Source organism: Spirochaetae bacterium HGW-Spirochaetae-1, assembly GCA_002839375.1.
GTDB lineage: Bacteria > Spirochaetota > UBA4802 > UBA4802 > UBA5550 > PGXY01.
Map to the genome: position 1 here is coordinate 465581 of PGXY01000002.1, position 14645 is coordinate 480225.

The following is a 14645-nucleotide window of genomic DNA, read 5'->3' on the forward strand; positions in this document are numbered from 1 at the left end:
CCCCTAGGTGGTGAGATACTGCTCCTTCTTCTTCCTGAATTCTTTTTTCGTGATAATTCCCTTCATCATCAGCTCATGCAGCTTTTCAATTTCGACTGCCGTATCGGTTCCGTGACCGATTAATTTTGTTGTTGTATCGTCCCCTTCTTCTGTTTCTTCGATTGTTTGAATTTTAAAAAAACCTGTTACGGTCTGGAGCTGTAATGCATGACTTTTCAGGAGTTCCGAAGTGGAGGCGAGTTCTTCTGAAGCAGAAGCGGTGCTCTGGGTTATTTCGTTGAGCTGCTCCATGGCCTTGTTGATCTGGGAGACACCGTCATCCTGCTGCTTCGAGGCCTCGGTTATATCCTGCACCAGGTCTGAAGTCCTGATGATATCGGGGATGATCTCGTCGAGAAATTTACCGGCCCGTTCAGCAATGGCCACGCTTTTTCCTGCAAGATCTCCGATTTCCTTGGCCGCTGCCTGGCTTCGTTCCGCAAGCTTGCGCACTTCTCCGGCCACAACGGCGAAGCCCTTGCCGTGTTCACCGGCACGGGCCGCTTCGATGGCAGCATTCAGCGCCAGAAGGTTCGTCTGGTATGCGATCTCCTCTATGACAGTGATCTTGTCAGCGATCATATTCATGGCAGCAACGGTTTCATAGACGGCCTTGCCGCCTTCTTCTGCCTGCTTCGATGTTTTCCGTGCTATATCGTCGGTTATGCGGGCATTTTCAGCGTTCTGGGTTATGGTCGCCCCCATTTCCTCCATTGAAGACGAGACTTCTTCAACGTTGGCTGCCTGTTCATTGGCACTTTCACTGAGGGAAATGGACGTGGAGTTGATTTCTCCCGAGGAAAGAGCCAGGCTTTGCGAGCTTACAATAATTTTTTTTATAACATCGGAAAGTTTGACCTGCATGTCGCGCAGTGCTCCTGTGAGCCTGCCTGTCTCGTCATTGCTGAGAACAGTCAGTCTGGCAGTCAGGTCTCCGGCGGCAATGCCCTGGGCGAACTCAAGCCCTTCCTTGATGGGATTGACAATTTTACGCGTCGTGACAATAATCAAGGAGAAGAAAAGAGCGACAATAAGACCCATGATAATGAAAATTTTGAAATAAAGGGAGGCTATCTGATCTTCTACATCCTTAATATAGATCCCCGTTCCAACTATCCAGCCCCAGGCCTCATAAGATTTGACATAGGAAATTTTAGGTACAATTTTATCCTTGTTGTCTTTCCATTGCCACATGTAATCAACGAACCCTTGTCCGCTATTCTTGCATACCTTTGCCATTTCAACAAAGAGGGCTTTACCGTTGGGGTCCTTATAGTTGGATACATTTTTTCTTTCCAGGTCCTTCCGGAAAGGATGCATGATTATTTTTGGTTCGAAATCGTTTATCCATAGATAATCTTTCATTTCAGTCCCGTAACGTACATCCCTGACCAGGTTTTTTGCCAGCGTCTGGGCGGCATAGCGGGAAATCCGGTTCATTTTATAATCATTATCGAGTTTTTGAATGATGCTTATACTGACATCAACAATCTGCCTGATGGAGGTACGTTTTTCTTCTATCAGCTGTTTTTTCATCATGGGAATAAAATAGCCTGTCATGAGTGTAATAAAGATAATAATAATCAGGATTCCCGGCACAAGTATCTTCTGTGTAAGAGAAAAGTTTTTCCATGAAATGGACATTGGTGCCTCCTCGAAATATATGTTTATATAAAGTGCAGGTTGTTTTATTATATGCTAATGTTGGAAAAATACAAATATTTTTTTCCGGCATATTGACAAATTTCATCTGATCAATATATTGCCCTATAATGTTCTGAGAGCAGTATTTTTTTTTTCTTGATTTTTATAGTAAATGCAGCTATAAATAAATAATTAAAAAATAGCAGGAAAGGCGCAACTAGACTATGAATATAAAAAAAAGAGAAATTGAGGATTACCTTGTTTTTGATCTGCTGGAAGATATTACCTATGATAATGCAAAGGAACTGGATTCCTTTATAATCAATAATCTGGATAAGGCATTTACCAATATCGTGCTGAACATTAAAAATGTCGTGTATGTAAACAGTTTTGCCCTGGGTGTCCTCATAAAGACTATGCAGGAAGTTGAAAAGAGAGGGTGTGCCTTTTTTCTTATGAATGTAAATCCCAATGTAAAGACGCTCCTAAAGGTAACGGGAGTGCTCGCAAAATTTAAAATATTTGATAAATGATAATTATGCCGCGCACACTACGGAAGAAATAGGCACAGATAAATAAAAGAAGACAATCGAATAAACCCATTCTTTTACTTGATTTTTTTACTAAAATAAGAGACTATGTCGCCAGATTAAATGGAAATGGTTGCTGGCAACGTGAAAAAACTCTTTATTTGCAGTATTTCATTGTTCTTTATTATGTCCGTGGCGTCCATTTCCGAAGGGAAAGGGAAAAGTTATCTTTCGTCCGTGACATGGGGGATAATTGCATCCCCGGTATTTGTTGTGGGCCCATTTCAGCCTGAATTTAATCCCGGTTTCCAGCTTGCTTTCAATCCCATACTGCCCCTGACAGGATTAGTAAAAAACGGCAACATCACACTGGAAACTGCCTGGTCCATTATTGAACTGAGCGGAAACTCCTCTTCTTTCATGCATGTGTTTTCCCTTAAAGGCGGATTCTTGTATCAATACCCCCTCAACAAATATGTCAACCCCTTCGCCGCCATGGGAATGCAGGCGAGTTATTTTTACCTCAATACGAATGATACCGATATTACCAGTAAAACATTGAAACCGGGTCTGTTCGCAGAAGTGGGCGTCCTTGCGTCGTTTTACAGGGGTATGGGAAGCCGCATATCTCTGGAATACTGTGCCCTTCCATTATCGAACCTGCTTTACAGTGAGATAAAAGTGAAAATGGGAGTTACCTATTGTTACGATAACCAGGAGGGCTTTGCTGTAAAGGGAATTAAAGAGCCGGAGACCGTTTCATCAGGAGTTGTCCGGGCCCGGGAGGCTTTTGAACATGGACGGATTTCTGAAGCCCGGGAATTGGTATCGGCCGTCCTTAAAAAAGACCGTGAGAATAAGCAGGCCAGGGAATTGGCTGATACCATAGACCGCATGGAAGGAGCGGAACGGGAAGCACGCAGGCTCATCATTGAAAAAAGATATCTGGAAGCAATCCCCCTGTTGGAACAATCGGCAGTGTATTATCCCGAATCCAGGGTTGAATTATCACGCATACGGTCGGAAATGATCCGGATGGTTCCGACCTGGGAAAAGGAAGGTGTGGCTTCATATGAAAGCAAGGATTATGACAGCTGTATTGTCATAATGAAAAAGATCATGCTCGTGGATCCCGAGAACAATACGGCAAAAATATATCTCCCCCGGGCCCAGAAGCGCAAGAAAGCCCTGGAAAGCTTCTGATTGATAAGTGATACGAATGAGCGTTAGAATTAAACTGATATTAATGACTATTATTTTAATCCTTTTTGCCGTGCTTCCCCTCTCCCTGTTTTTTTTTGACAGGCAGGAGCAAACAATCCTGAACAACATTACCCAGCAGCATAAAATAACTGCACGTATTCTTGCCCAGTCGACACTGAATATCATTCTCATGAATGGAGGAGATATTGAAACAACCAGTGTGGATGCCAAGGAGATGATATCAGTTCTGCGGCCGTTTCAGAAAGAAGGACTGGTCTATGCCGATGCCATACTTCTTTCAACAAAAAAGCAATTCAATGGAAGGGTCCTGGCTGCAATCCATGATGAAAGCTTTAATACAAAGCTTATGTATAGTGATCAGACCCTTTCCTCTGAAGCCCTGGATAAAATAAAGAAAATCAGGAAGGACTATGAGGACATTATACTTCCCGGAGTAAAAGGGCGAATGCTTGAGTTTACAGCCTTCGGTGCGCTGTCGGGCAAAGAACCCCTTTGCATTGGACGAATAGTGATTTCCCGTGAGATGGTTCTGACGCCCATGAAGGAACTTCGCAATTTCGTTCTTCTTACATCGGCCGTAGCCATGCTTATAGTTAGTTTTATAGGCTTCCTTTTCAGCAGGTTTATTTCCAAACCGGTAGAGAAACTTACGGAAGCGGTGCGTTCTATAGAGGAGGGGGATTACGATCATAAAATAAAAATTGATTCCAGGGATGAGTTGGGAGGGCTTGCCGAGACCTTCAACAACATGGGAGGCATAATAAAAAATAAGATAATGGAGCTGGAGGATACCAACAGGGCACTGTCCCGGATGGACAAGCTGAAAGATGAATTTCTTGCCAATACCTCCCATGAACTGCGGACGCCCATTCACGGGATTATAGGCATTGCCGATTCACTGATCCAGGGTGTTGCAGGCGATCTTCCCTCCGATGTGCGCCACAATCTCCAGATGATAGTTAAAAGCGGCAACAGGCTTTCCCGTCTCGTCAACGATATTCTTGATTATTCGAAGCTGAAGCACGCCGATATCAATCTGAAACTATCGAGAGTTGACATGCATTCTCTCACTGAAGTCGTATTTTCCATATTGAAACCCCTGGCCCAGAACAAATATCTGATCCTTAAAAACCGGATAGAACCCGGTGAGGCCTATATATACGGTGATGAAAACAGGATACAGCAGATACTTTTTAATCTTGTGGGCAACGCCATCAAGTTCACTGACGAAGGGGAAATAACGGTCAGGACCATTATGGGAGGAATCAACACCGAAGAGCTGGAAATTCATGTCCAGGATACGGGGATCGGCATCCCACCCGACAGAATACACGGTATTTTTGATTCATTCCAGCAGGGTGACGGATCCATATCAAGAAAATACGGGGGAACGGGGCTGGGGCTTGCCATTACCCGGGACCTGGTGACATTGCATGGGGGTACTATCCGTGTCGAATCTGTTCACGGACACGGTTCCACATTCATTTTCACACTGCCTCTAACGGACAGGTTTTTTAAAAGTCAGAACGATATAATGATTCAGGAATACACGGAGGTATCTGAAAATGACAATCTTCATTTTATGCCCGATGAAGTGCATGCGCTTAAGGTGCTGAAAATGGAATCGGCGGGATCGGCCGGGACTATCCTGATCGTCGATGACGAGGAGGTCAACCTGCAGGTCCTGACCAATTATCTCAGCCTCGAGGGCTTCCGCATAGAGATAGCTACGGGAGGAGTTGAGGCCCTGAATTATATGGAAACGAATGAACTTCCCGATATGCTTCTGCTTGATGTCATGATGCCCGTTATGTCGGGATACGAGGTGTGCAGAATTCTGCGAGAAAAATATCCTTCATATCAGCTCCCCATACTCATGCTGACGGCAAAAAACAGGACGCAGGATATCATGACGGGATTTCAGGCCGGAGCCAATGATTATATTACCAAGCCTTTTGACAGGAGTGAACTTCTCTCAAGGGTGCAAAACCTCATCAGCCTGAAATGGAGTGTCAAGAGCTATAACGAACTATCCCTCCTCAAGGAGGAGCTTTCCATTGCCCGAAAGATCCAGCAGGCCATCATTCCCGCCGACACTCCTTTGATGAAAGGGTTGACAATAGAGGCGTTATACGAACCCATGCTGGCCGTTGGCGGGGATTTTTACGATTTCTGCCGCGTTGACGAAGGTATCATGGGTATATTTATCGCCGATGTGACAGGGCACGGAGTGCCGGCCGCCATTATCGGTTCCATGCTGAAGGCGGCCTTTTCCATGTCCAGGGACAGGGCCTCGGATCCGGCGGCTCTTCTGAAAAATATCAATGATGTCATGTTCAACCACATTTCCGGAAGGTTTGTGTCTGCCAGTTATACCTTTATCGACAGCAGCCGGGGAAAACTTATAACCTCCGGTGCCGCACACTGGCCCGTGTACATCTGGCGCAAGGAGACACGGGAGATGTTTGAAGTAATGGCCAAAGGGAGGCTTATCGGTTATCAGGAAAATTCTCAGTATGTAAACAGAGAGTTCGATATACGGAAAGAGGACAGGATATGTTTCTTTACCGATGGAATCATCGAGGAGCGGAATGCCCAAGGGGAAATGTTCGGCGAGGACAGGTTCAAGCGGTACATCATGGAAAACCGGGATCTGCCGTTGCCGGAATTCCAGGCTGGACTGATAGATGCTCTTGGAAAATGGTCCGGGCCAAAGCCCGACGAAACATTCGAGGACGATATAACCCTGATCCTTGTTGATATTACCGAATAGTTCCAAGACGTATACGTAAAAGATAGGGCTGATATTCTGTCGGATGTATATAAATGGCGTACATGGTTTTTCCGAAGGATATGACCTCTTTTCCTGAATAATACCAGGGAGCCTGGACTTTATCTTCAACCCGCACCGACGGTGCCTCGTAGATGACCTTCTTCTCCGCTCTATTCAGGCCGGCGAAATCCTCAAAATTTACGAGTATTACTTTCCCCGAGAATACCTGGCAGTACACGATAATATACGACCGGAGATATTCATTATAACTCAGTGAACATTCGCCGGCCACATCATTGAGAAAGGAATCACCTTTTAACATGATGCGGGTCCAGGACCCATTCCCCGTAAGAAATTCATATGAACCGGAGTCTTCGATGTGCTCAACTGGTACCCGGGCGATCTTCACCGGAGCCCTGAAGTCCCGTGTCGAATACTGACCAATAGTATAGATGTATCCGTCTTTGCGGAAGACTGCCGCTCCGAAGGCAGGCGGCGCGCCGGTGAAAATATCCTTCAAACGTACAAAAGATACGGGATCGCCAGGCTTCCACCCCGCGGGAATATCCCACCGGGCCAGTCCCACGGATTTAACCCTGAAGGACAGGGCCTTAGCGGGGTTTTCAATATAAACATGCACATAATAGACATATACTCGATTATCAATCCGTATGCCGTCAAAAGCCCAGAGACGGTCAAGTGTGGGGTTTTCGCCTGGTTTATGTTTCAGAAAAGATACCAGCTTCCCCTTTTCGCGGTAATAGGTAAACTTGAGAGAAGTTATATTATTTTCCGTCACTTTTTCAGTGAAGGCAAGTGTGTTATGGATCATGCCCGTCATGGCGGCCCGTTCTGCAAAGGGAGCGTCGGGTGAGACTTCCTTTTTCCATGAGCCGGTAATGGTATCACCGAAGGTCCAGAGCGTTATCTCGTCGGAGAAGGGAATGGACGTCACGCCGTCCTGGCCCAGGACATGCTCCAGCCGGCTCGTTCCGAAAACGCCCAGGTTCTCCACGCGGTATTGGCAGGCAATGAAAAACAGCGGCAATATAATGGAGAGAAGCAAGTAGTTTTTATTTATTTTCATGAGGAGATTTTAAATAAAACAAGTTCTTTCTTCAAGACAAAAAGTATGAATGCAAGGGAATTAATTTAATTGAAGATGTCCAGGTTGGTTGGAGATGGGTCACGGACCGGCGACGCAGCGGACAAAATTTATATTTTCTATCTTATTTGTAGGATAAACAGTTCCATAGACAAAATCAACAGTTAAAGCATAATTGTCTTTATCTGCGGGATCAGCATCGATGGAACGTGCATTGTATGTCGTAGATGACCAGTACACACTTGATATTGGAGAGCCAGGGCTAATATCTACACCTGGAAATATATTCTCATCGATTAGAGGGTATGTTGATCTGTACACAGCTAATATACTATGTAACTCTCGTATATTAGGTAGGCGCCATTCATATTTGTTATTATCATAGTTAAGATTTTCACATATGTCCAAAGCATCTTCCCATAAAAATTTTCCCGATGATGCTGAACATTCATATGTTGTATCAACTTTACCATCAGCAGTCAATGAACACCGTGTCCATACAAGATTGGTAATTGGATCAGTATATGTTATATAATCATTATTGCAATAGCTAAGAGTCAATACTGTTAGCATCATAAATGCTGCAGAGATTGCTTTTTTTATTTTCATGCTTTTGTATTAGTTCTATCTTATCTTATTGGTTTCTGACACAGCGCACGAAACCATATTCGTAGTCAAAGGTATTTGAGTTTGCGACGCCATTATAGAAATTAATGGTTCTTGCATAATCACTGGAGAAAATTAAAGACGATGTCCAATATTTTTTTATATCAGTTGAGAAAGCAAGCACAAACAATTCTGTTAAGGAATTTGCAAATCCTCCAATATCCTTGTAAATAGTGTTTGGAAAGAATGTTTCGTTAATTGCCGCCTCGTTTGATTCGGTATTCCCAAAATATGTAATTGAAAATAATTCATGGGAAGTAGGTAACCGCCAATCATCATAACCTGCGAAAATTAGATTTTCACAGGAGCTCTTGGCATTAGTCCATGTATATGCTCCTTCATTCGGGGGAGTCCCTGAATGATCAATACCGCTGCAGTCAGCACTTGAATCAATTACGCCACCTGAATCCATTGAACATTTGGTCCACATGAGACTTGTAATGTTATCAACTACGACATCATCCCCTCCTAGAGTTTGGGATGTATATGACATGGCTGGAAGATTTAAGTAATCACTATCTTCACCGAAGTGATTGGTATTACTGTCAACTTGCCCGGTATCAGTAATGGGGAAGTATATTTTGTGTATTTGTTCTAAACCATTATAATCGACATAATTATTTTCTTCATTAATTGTATCAATCATGTCATCATCAAAGCAAGCCGATACCGTCGTGGTCAAAGTGATCAGACAGATAAGAACTATCAATCCAGGAAAATGCTGAGGTAAATTCTTTATAGTCATACCCTGTTTTTTATAATCGATTAAATAATGCAGCAACTTGATTTCAATCTAAGTTTGTTATAATAGAATTGCATATTACGAATATTCTGTGTCTTTCATTAAAATATAAATAATTTTGAACCGCCCGGCAAGGTTTATTTGAACAATTTATAAAAAAATGTCGGTTATGCTCTCTAATCGAGTCTTATGTCACGCAATGTTTATGTATATAGTGAACAAAGTTAATTTTATTGTAAAGAACAAATCAATCTCTGATTAATCAGGAATTGCACTTGTATTGTTAAGACCTGCATGGTACTTTAAATGCAAACCGTCCGGAAGGACGGATAATCACCTTCTTACAGGATATCCGTCAATGAAAAAATCATCGGGGAACCTCTCGCATAAGAAAAGAAAATTAGTCATTGCTCTTATTATTCTTACCGCGGCAATGTCAGCAACCTGTTATGAGAATGAAGACGTGACACCACGGATGACACAGAATTCTTCCGATGGCGGTGTCTCGGGAGAAGACGGTATTTACCTTGTTGGATCCGGCATATATGATATAACCGGTCCGGCTGCGGAAGTGGGGATGATGGGATTTGCCGTCATGGAGCAGAAGACCTCGGGCATACATATGAGGCTGCGGTCCCGTGCCTTTATCATAGGCGACGGAAATAAGCGCGTGGTTTTTGTCAGCACCGATACGGGCATGATGTTCCAGGCCGTAAAAATGAAAGTAGCGGAGAAATTGCAGAGCGATCCGGAACTGGGGAAGTATTATGATGAATCCAATGTATGCCTCTCGGCCATCCATACTCACAGCGGCCCCGGAGGGTATTCCCATTACTTCATGTATAATGTCACCATACTTGGCTTCATAGAAGATAATTTCAATGTCATAGTCGAGGGGATTTATGAATCGATAAAACGAGCCCACAATAATCTCCAACCGGGAAAAATTCTCATCAACACAGGCACACTGGACAACTGCGGATGGCAGCGGTCTGACTTCGCTTATCAAAATAATCCCCAAAATGAAAGAGACCTGTATAAAAGCAACACGGACACCAGTTTCACTCTCCTGAAACTGGTTACGCTTGAAGGCGAGGAAGTGGGGATGATTAACTGGTTTGCCGTGCATCCCACCAATATAGGACCGGAAAATACCCTTATCAGCGGTGATAACAAGGGCTACGCCTCCTACCTCTTCGAAAGGGACAAGGGAACGGATTACCAGGCTGAAAGGACTTTCGTCGCAGCTTTTGCCCAGGCCAATGCCGGAGATATATCGCCCAACGTTCCTTACGGCCCGGCCCCCGACAGTATCGATTTTAAAACAAACACCGGGCTGCATGAGGTCACCATGCGTCAATATGAGAAGGCTGTGGCACTATACAATGGCGCAGCGGAGTATGTGAAGGGAAGCGTGGATTTCAGGCATGAGTATAAAGATATGAGAACACTTTTCGTTGAAGAAAAAAACTGTGTTACCTGCGCAGCGGCAATGGGAGCCTCTTTTGCATCGGGCAGTCCCAGCGATAATCCGAGCCCGGCACCTCTTTTCCCTCCCGGTGTAACGCGCGACAGCATTGACTGGACTGAAGACGCAAAAACTGCATTCCTGGCGGAATTTTTCCCGGCTGTGCTGGGGATAATATGGCCCGACACCCTGGATGAGGCATATGTGGAATGTCATGAAGAGAAACCCATTCTTATTCCCACGGGGATCATGGCATTGAACCTGAAAAATATCCCCATGACTCCCCAGATCATGCCCGTGCAGGTTCTGAAAGTGGGAAGTCTTATTATTGCTGCGCAGCCCACGGAAGTAACAACCATGGCGGGGCGGCGGCTGAAATTCTCCGTTCTCGATGAAATGAAGGGAAGCGGTGTGAAATATGCCGTTGTGGCCGGTCTGGCCAATTCGTATGCATCATACATGGCAACAAGGGAGGAGTATGCAATGCAATCTTATGCAGGAGCATGCACACAGTTCGGTCCCAATGAACTGGCGGCATTCCAGCAGGAATTCCGCAGACTCTGCGCTGCCATGAAAAAAGGTGAAAAAGTTGAGAAGGTTATTACTCCGCCAGATCTTTCCGGAGAGCAGCATAATTTTCTTCCCGGCGTTGTCTTCGATGATAAGCCTGTGGATGTTGAATACGGTGACACCGTAGTCGAGCCGGCCGCCGAATACAATATCGGCGATACGGTTGAGGCCGTGTTCTGGGGAGGGCATCTTCGTAATAATCCCATGATCCAAAAAACGTTTCTTGAAATAGTAAAAGTTGACGAACAGGGGAATGATCTGGCTGTCGTAGCCAGGGACTGGAATCCTGAAACGGAACTTCGATGGAAGAGGGACGGTATTGCCTACTCGAAAATTACCATTCGCTGGAGAACTGAAAATGCCTCGAGGGGGATGTATGTCATCCGGCATTACGGTTATGAAAAATCCGGTTGGACCGGTCGGATAAGCCCTTATGAAGGAGAAACGAAGCCGTTTACTTTACAGTGAATAAATGGTTTTGACATTTGTAGTGGCGTATATTCAGTAGGGGGCGGTTAATAAACCGCCCCCTACTGAATATACGCCACTACTGTTATATATGTCAGTCTTTTTTCATTTTTGCTTTCAAAACTTCTTCTTTGAAATTTTTGTTGAAAGAAAATTTAGGAACCTTGGTTGCTTTCTTGGCGGAGATTTTTATTTCTTCACCGGTGGCGGGGTTCCTGCCGATACGGGCCTTTGTCGCCGGTCTTACTCGTACATGCAGTTTGCCGATGGTTCCAACCGGTACGCGCTCACCGGACATGACACCGGCATTGATCACATCGTAAAGGGAGTCGAGTATTTCCTTGGCCTGCTTTTTGGGCAGCTCGTGCTTTTCGGCAATGTAGCTGGAAATAGCTGTTGCGGTAAATTTTTCAGGATATTTCACCTTCGCTTTCTGCGTTGCCTTGGCAGCGACTTTTTTTTCGGTTTTCTTTGTAGCCATAATTACTCCTAATTAATTTCACTTGGTATTAAATAATAACTACTTTGCCATCATAAGAAAGAAATCTGTCAATATAATTTTAATAAAATCGCGGAATATTCAAAAAAACCCTGTATTTTGTGGGTTTTTTTGAATATTCATCCATGAGAGCGGTATGGAGTGCCGCAATGAGTGCCGTTGTTCCAATCAGTGGACTTTATCTGAAAGATGCGTGTTTCTCTCATTTATCTGCTTGTTGGGGATGATGTCAGCTCTTTTTTTCAGAAGATGTATGTTAAGGGTAAGAAGGTATTCGTGGATCATAGAGTGTATTCCTGCCAGATTTGACGGCTCCACAACCTTCAGTATTTTTTCTTTTTTCCCCGACGATGTTTCAATAAGCATTTTACTTTTTATCAGATAATTCAACGCATTGCTGTAGTTTGCTATGGATAGAGATTCGGGAAGTTTAATCTCCTCCATGTGATACATCTGAACGCCCTTTTTACGTATAAGGTTTATGAGCTCCTTCTTTTCAGTCTTTGATGAAAGCGGGAGCAGGGTTGAAAAGGCAATGTAATATGATTCAAGATAATCCTGGATGATGGAGGCGTTGTTGCGAAGTTCAACGAATTTATTATCATGTATCTTCACCTCATCACCTTGCATGGAAATCATCTTTTCATTCTGGAGAAATTGCAATGAGTTTCTGAATACTAATCCGGCATCTTCATCACCACGGTTAATAAACTCCATGGAAAAGAGTGACCGGAGAGAGAGGAATATTTTTTCAATATCTCCAGCGGGAACTGATTCCCTTTCGCTGCACATAAGAACTGCCAGTGATGCATACGATAACGGGTACAGGTGATTGATTATTGTGTTTTTGTAAAAGTTAATTTTTGGTCTGTCCTCTTCATCGAGAAGATAAATATTTTCCATACTGTTCTTATCCGGCGTATTGCGGTCATCCCTGATATCGCTGATGATCCCGTCATTCATGAACTTATCAAGTATAGAATCCAGCTGTGCCGCTATGCTGTCCTGAGTTTGCAATTCTTTTGCCAGAGGAGCCTTGATTTCTGAAAAATATTGAACAAGATGAGTTATCCTGCCCAGCAGTGCTTCCTTCTGAAAACCCCGGCCAGGAGAGGAGAGCAGGGCCGTTGACACAATGGGAACGGGCATCGCCATGGCTATCTCGCTGATTTTCACCATGAGGTGATCGGCGATTTCACTAACGTCCTCTCCTGTTGTATCGTATTGTTTTTTAAGATCGCTATAATAAATGGGATCGTTGAATGAAAGATATACCTTTCCGTAATTTCTTTTCAGGAGGCCACGGCTTTTAACAAAATTGGAGGTTGATTCGGATTTTTTTTCCTTTCCCTTGAGTTCCTTATGGTACGAATTTTCTTCAAGAATGCGGTTGTAATTTATTGTGGTGGGAACAAAAACCATGTCGCTGGCGTATCCCTCTTCGATGGCCTCTATCATGTATTTGAGTATTCCCATCTTGGGAGTGAGCAGCTTGCCTGAGCGGGTCCTTCCGCCCTCAGCGAAGAATTCAATACTGTATCCTTCGCTGACAAGGGTCTTTATATACTGCTTAAGTATGGTTGTGTAGAGCTTCATGCCCTTGAAGGAACGGCGCATAAAAAAGGCCCCGGATTTGCGGAAGATGAGACCCATGGGGAAAAAAGTCAGGTTTGCACCTGCCACGATATGCGGGGGGATCATCTTTTCCCTGTAGAATATGCTGGATACAATGAGATAGTCCATGTGGCTTTTATGGCTCGGGGCTATTACCACAGGACCCTTGCGGGATGCTTCCCTAATTTTTTTTATATCCTCGATGTCATATTCTATTCCGTCGAAGATTTTCCTGAATATGAAGCGCAATGTCTTCTCGAAATATTTTATCGTAATGATGGAAAAGTCGGCAGCTATCTCATCAAAATATTTATATGCGTTGCGGCGCAGTTTTTTCTCAGAGAGACCTTCATCTTTCATGAGAAGCTGAATGGTATCAAGCGTATTTGAATGATAGAGAACCTGCTCCATCATCTCCTGTCTTGATTTTATGACCGGACCCAGTATCGAACGTTTTTCATAGTCATATGTTTCCAGAAGCCTGCTGCGAATTTCCCGTGTGAGATGTTTTATGTCATCATGACCGGCAAGTTCAATTTCTTCTTTGAGGTTGATGGGAGAGGCTATCCTGACAAAGGCAGGGGTTATGCTTTTCCACATGGCGAAGAGGCCTGAGAAGAGACCCCTGTCTCCCGTTGCCCGCATTTCCATGAATGTTCTTTTTGCTTTTGTTTTTTCAGGGTTCCGGTTCCAGAAGATAATCTGGGGAAAAATAAAAATCGGTTCTTCAATATTCTTCTGAATGCTGAGAAGATATTCAAGAGTGTCGGGCCTCTCTTTCAGATAGTTGCTGATGAAGAGCTTTTGCGATAGAAGTGCTATGAGGATGCTGTGGCCGGATTGTACTACATCTTTTATATACTCTTCGTCGGAAATGTGTGTCCTGTCAACATCACTGAAGATATCTTTGATGAAGAGATATATCCGATTGAAGAGGCCGGTGACCATTTGAAGAAGGTAGGGCGAATTCCCCAGGGCCAGTTCAGGTGTATCAAAGCCGTGGCGTCTCAGGATGTTGTTGAGGATCAGTGTGGAAGTGATGGAGCTCTGGAACGAGCCGAATACGACGCGGCCTTTCTTGGAGTATTCTTTCAGAATAGAAAGACCTTCGTTGCCAAAATCCACTTTTCGGAAGAGCAGGTGGATTATTCTTTCGATGATGATATTTGAGCGCCTGTTAATGATGCCCTGTTGTATAAATGTGGAAACATTCATGTCGCTTTTTCTCATTCTTGTACCCTGTTGTTCTCGATTATTTTCACCCGCCTGATGCGGATATTTGTAGCGAACTGACATATGCCGG

At 44.1% G+C, this 14645-nt stretch carries 10 protein-coding genes; 4 read left to right on the forward strand and 6 right to left on the reverse strand.

The window, feature by feature from the left end; genetic code table 11:
* Window positions 1-3 precede the first annotated feature (3 nt).
* Window positions 4-1683: a chemotaxis protein gene (locus CVV44_04210; GenBank protein ID PKL40818.1), complete on the reverse strand. Its 1680-nt coding sequence runs from the start codon at window positions 1681-1683 to the stop codon at window positions 4-6.
* 224 nt (window positions 1684-1907) lie between these two features.
* Between CVV44_04210 and CVV44_04215 the strand changes: the two genes are divergently transcribed.
* The 3 genes from CVV44_04215 to CVV44_04225 all read left to right on the forward strand — a co-directional run bounded on the left by CVV44_04215 (window position 1908) and on the right by CVV44_04225 (window position 6210).
* Window positions 1908-2216, forward strand: a complete 309-nt coding sequence (locus tag CVV44_04215) for a hypothetical protein (protein ID PKL40819.1) — start codon at window positions 1908-1910, stop codon at window positions 2214-2216.
* Window positions 2217-2336: 120 nt separating this feature from the next.
* Window positions 2337-3416, forward strand: coding sequence for a hypothetical protein (locus CVV44_04220; GenBank protein PKL40820.1), 1080 nt, complete (start codon window positions 2337-2339; stop codon window positions 3414-3416).
* 16 nt (window positions 3417-3432) lie between these two features.
* Window positions 3433-6210: a hypothetical protein gene (locus CVV44_04225; GenBank protein PKL40821.1), complete on the forward strand. Its 2778-nt coding sequence runs from the start codon at window positions 3433-3435 to the stop codon at window positions 6208-6210.
* On the opposite strand, the gene CVV44_04230 is transcribed toward CVV44_04225, so the two are convergent.
* The 3 genes from CVV44_04230 to CVV44_04240 all read right to left on the reverse strand — a co-directional run bounded on the left by CVV44_04230 (window position 6200) and on the right by CVV44_04240 (window position 8726).
* Window positions 6200-7297 (reverse strand): hypothetical protein, encoded by a 1098-nt coding sequence (locus CVV44_04230; GenBank protein PKL40822.1) that lies wholly within the window; start codon window positions 7295-7297, stop codon window positions 6200-6202. The genes CVV44_04225 and CVV44_04230 overlap by 11 nt on opposite strands.
* 99 nt (window positions 7298-7396) lie before the next feature.
* A complete protein-coding gene (locus tag CVV44_04235) occupies window positions 7397-7924 on the reverse strand; it encodes a hypothetical protein (GenBank protein PKL40823.1) in 528 nt (175 codons plus the stop codon).
* A gap of 25 nt (window positions 7925-7949) precedes the next feature.
* Complete coding sequence (locus CVV44_04240) at window positions 7950-8726, reverse strand: hypothetical protein (GenBank protein ID PKL40824.1); 777 nt, start codon at window positions 8724-8726, stop codon at window positions 7950-7952.
* A gap of 472 nt (window positions 8727-9198) precedes the next feature.
* Here CVV44_04240 and CVV44_04245 point away from each other — a divergent pair, with 472 nt between their 5' ends.
* The gene (locus CVV44_04245; GenBank protein ID PKL40917.1) at window positions 9199-11229 is read left to right on the forward strand and encodes an alkaline ceramidase; all 2031 of its coding nucleotides are present in this window, start codon (window positions 9199-9201) and stop codon (window positions 11227-11229) included.
* Between the two features lie 94 nt (window positions 11230-11323).
* Here the strand turns inward: CVV44_04245 and CVV44_04250 are convergent, their stop codons facing one another.
* Both CVV44_04250 and CVV44_04255 read right to left on the reverse strand, forming a co-directional pair.
* The gene (locus CVV44_04250; GenBank protein PKL40825.1) at window positions 11324-11710 is read right to left on the reverse strand and encodes an HU family DNA-binding protein; all 387 of its coding nucleotides are present in this window, start codon (window positions 11708-11710) and stop codon (window positions 11324-11326) included.
* 186 nt (window positions 11711-11896) lie between these two features.
* The gene (locus CVV44_04255; protein PKL40826.1) at window positions 11897-14638 is read right to left on the reverse strand and encodes a hypothetical protein; all 2742 of its coding nucleotides are present in this window, start codon (window positions 14636-14638) and stop codon (window positions 11897-11899) included.
* Window positions 14639-14645: the final 7 nt, after the last annotated feature.

Coding starts and splice junctions, on each gene's coding strand:
- CVV44_04240 (PKL40824.1), bottom strand. CDS start 8,726: ATGACTATAAAGAATTTACCTCAGCATTTTCCTGGATTGATAGTTCTT.
- CVV44_04245 (PKL40917.1), top strand. CDS start 9,199: ATGACACAGAATTCTTCCGATGGCGGTGTCTCGGGAGAAGACGGTATT.
- CVV44_04220 (PKL40820.1), top strand. CDS start 2,337: ATGGAAATGGTTGCTGGCAACGTGAAAAAACTCTTTATTTGCAGTATT.
- CVV44_04225 (PKL40821.1), top strand. CDS start 3,433: ATGAGCGTTAGAATTAAACTGATATTAATGACTATTATTTTAATCCTT.
- CVV44_04255 (PKL40826.1), bottom strand. CDS start 14,638: ATGTCAGTTCGCTACAAATATCCGCATCAGGCGGGTGAAAATAATCGA.
- CVV44_04235 (PKL40823.1), bottom strand. CDS start 7,924: ATGAAAATAAAAAAAGCAATCTCTGCAGCATTTATGATGCTAACAGTA.
- CVV44_04250 (PKL40825.1), bottom strand. CDS start 11,710: ATGGCTACAAAGAAAACCGAAAAAAAAGTCGCTGCCAAGGCAACGCAG.
- CVV44_04210 (PKL40818.1), bottom strand. CDS start 1,683: ATGTCCATTTCATGGAAAAACTTTTCTCTTACACAGAAGATACTTGTG.
- CVV44_04230 (PKL40822.1), bottom strand. CDS start 7,297: ATGAAAATAAATAAAAACTACTTGCTTCTCTCCATTATATTGCCGCTG.
- CVV44_04215 (PKL40819.1), top strand. CDS start 1,908: ATGAATATAAAAAAAAGAGAAATTGAGGATTACCTTGTTTTTGATCTG.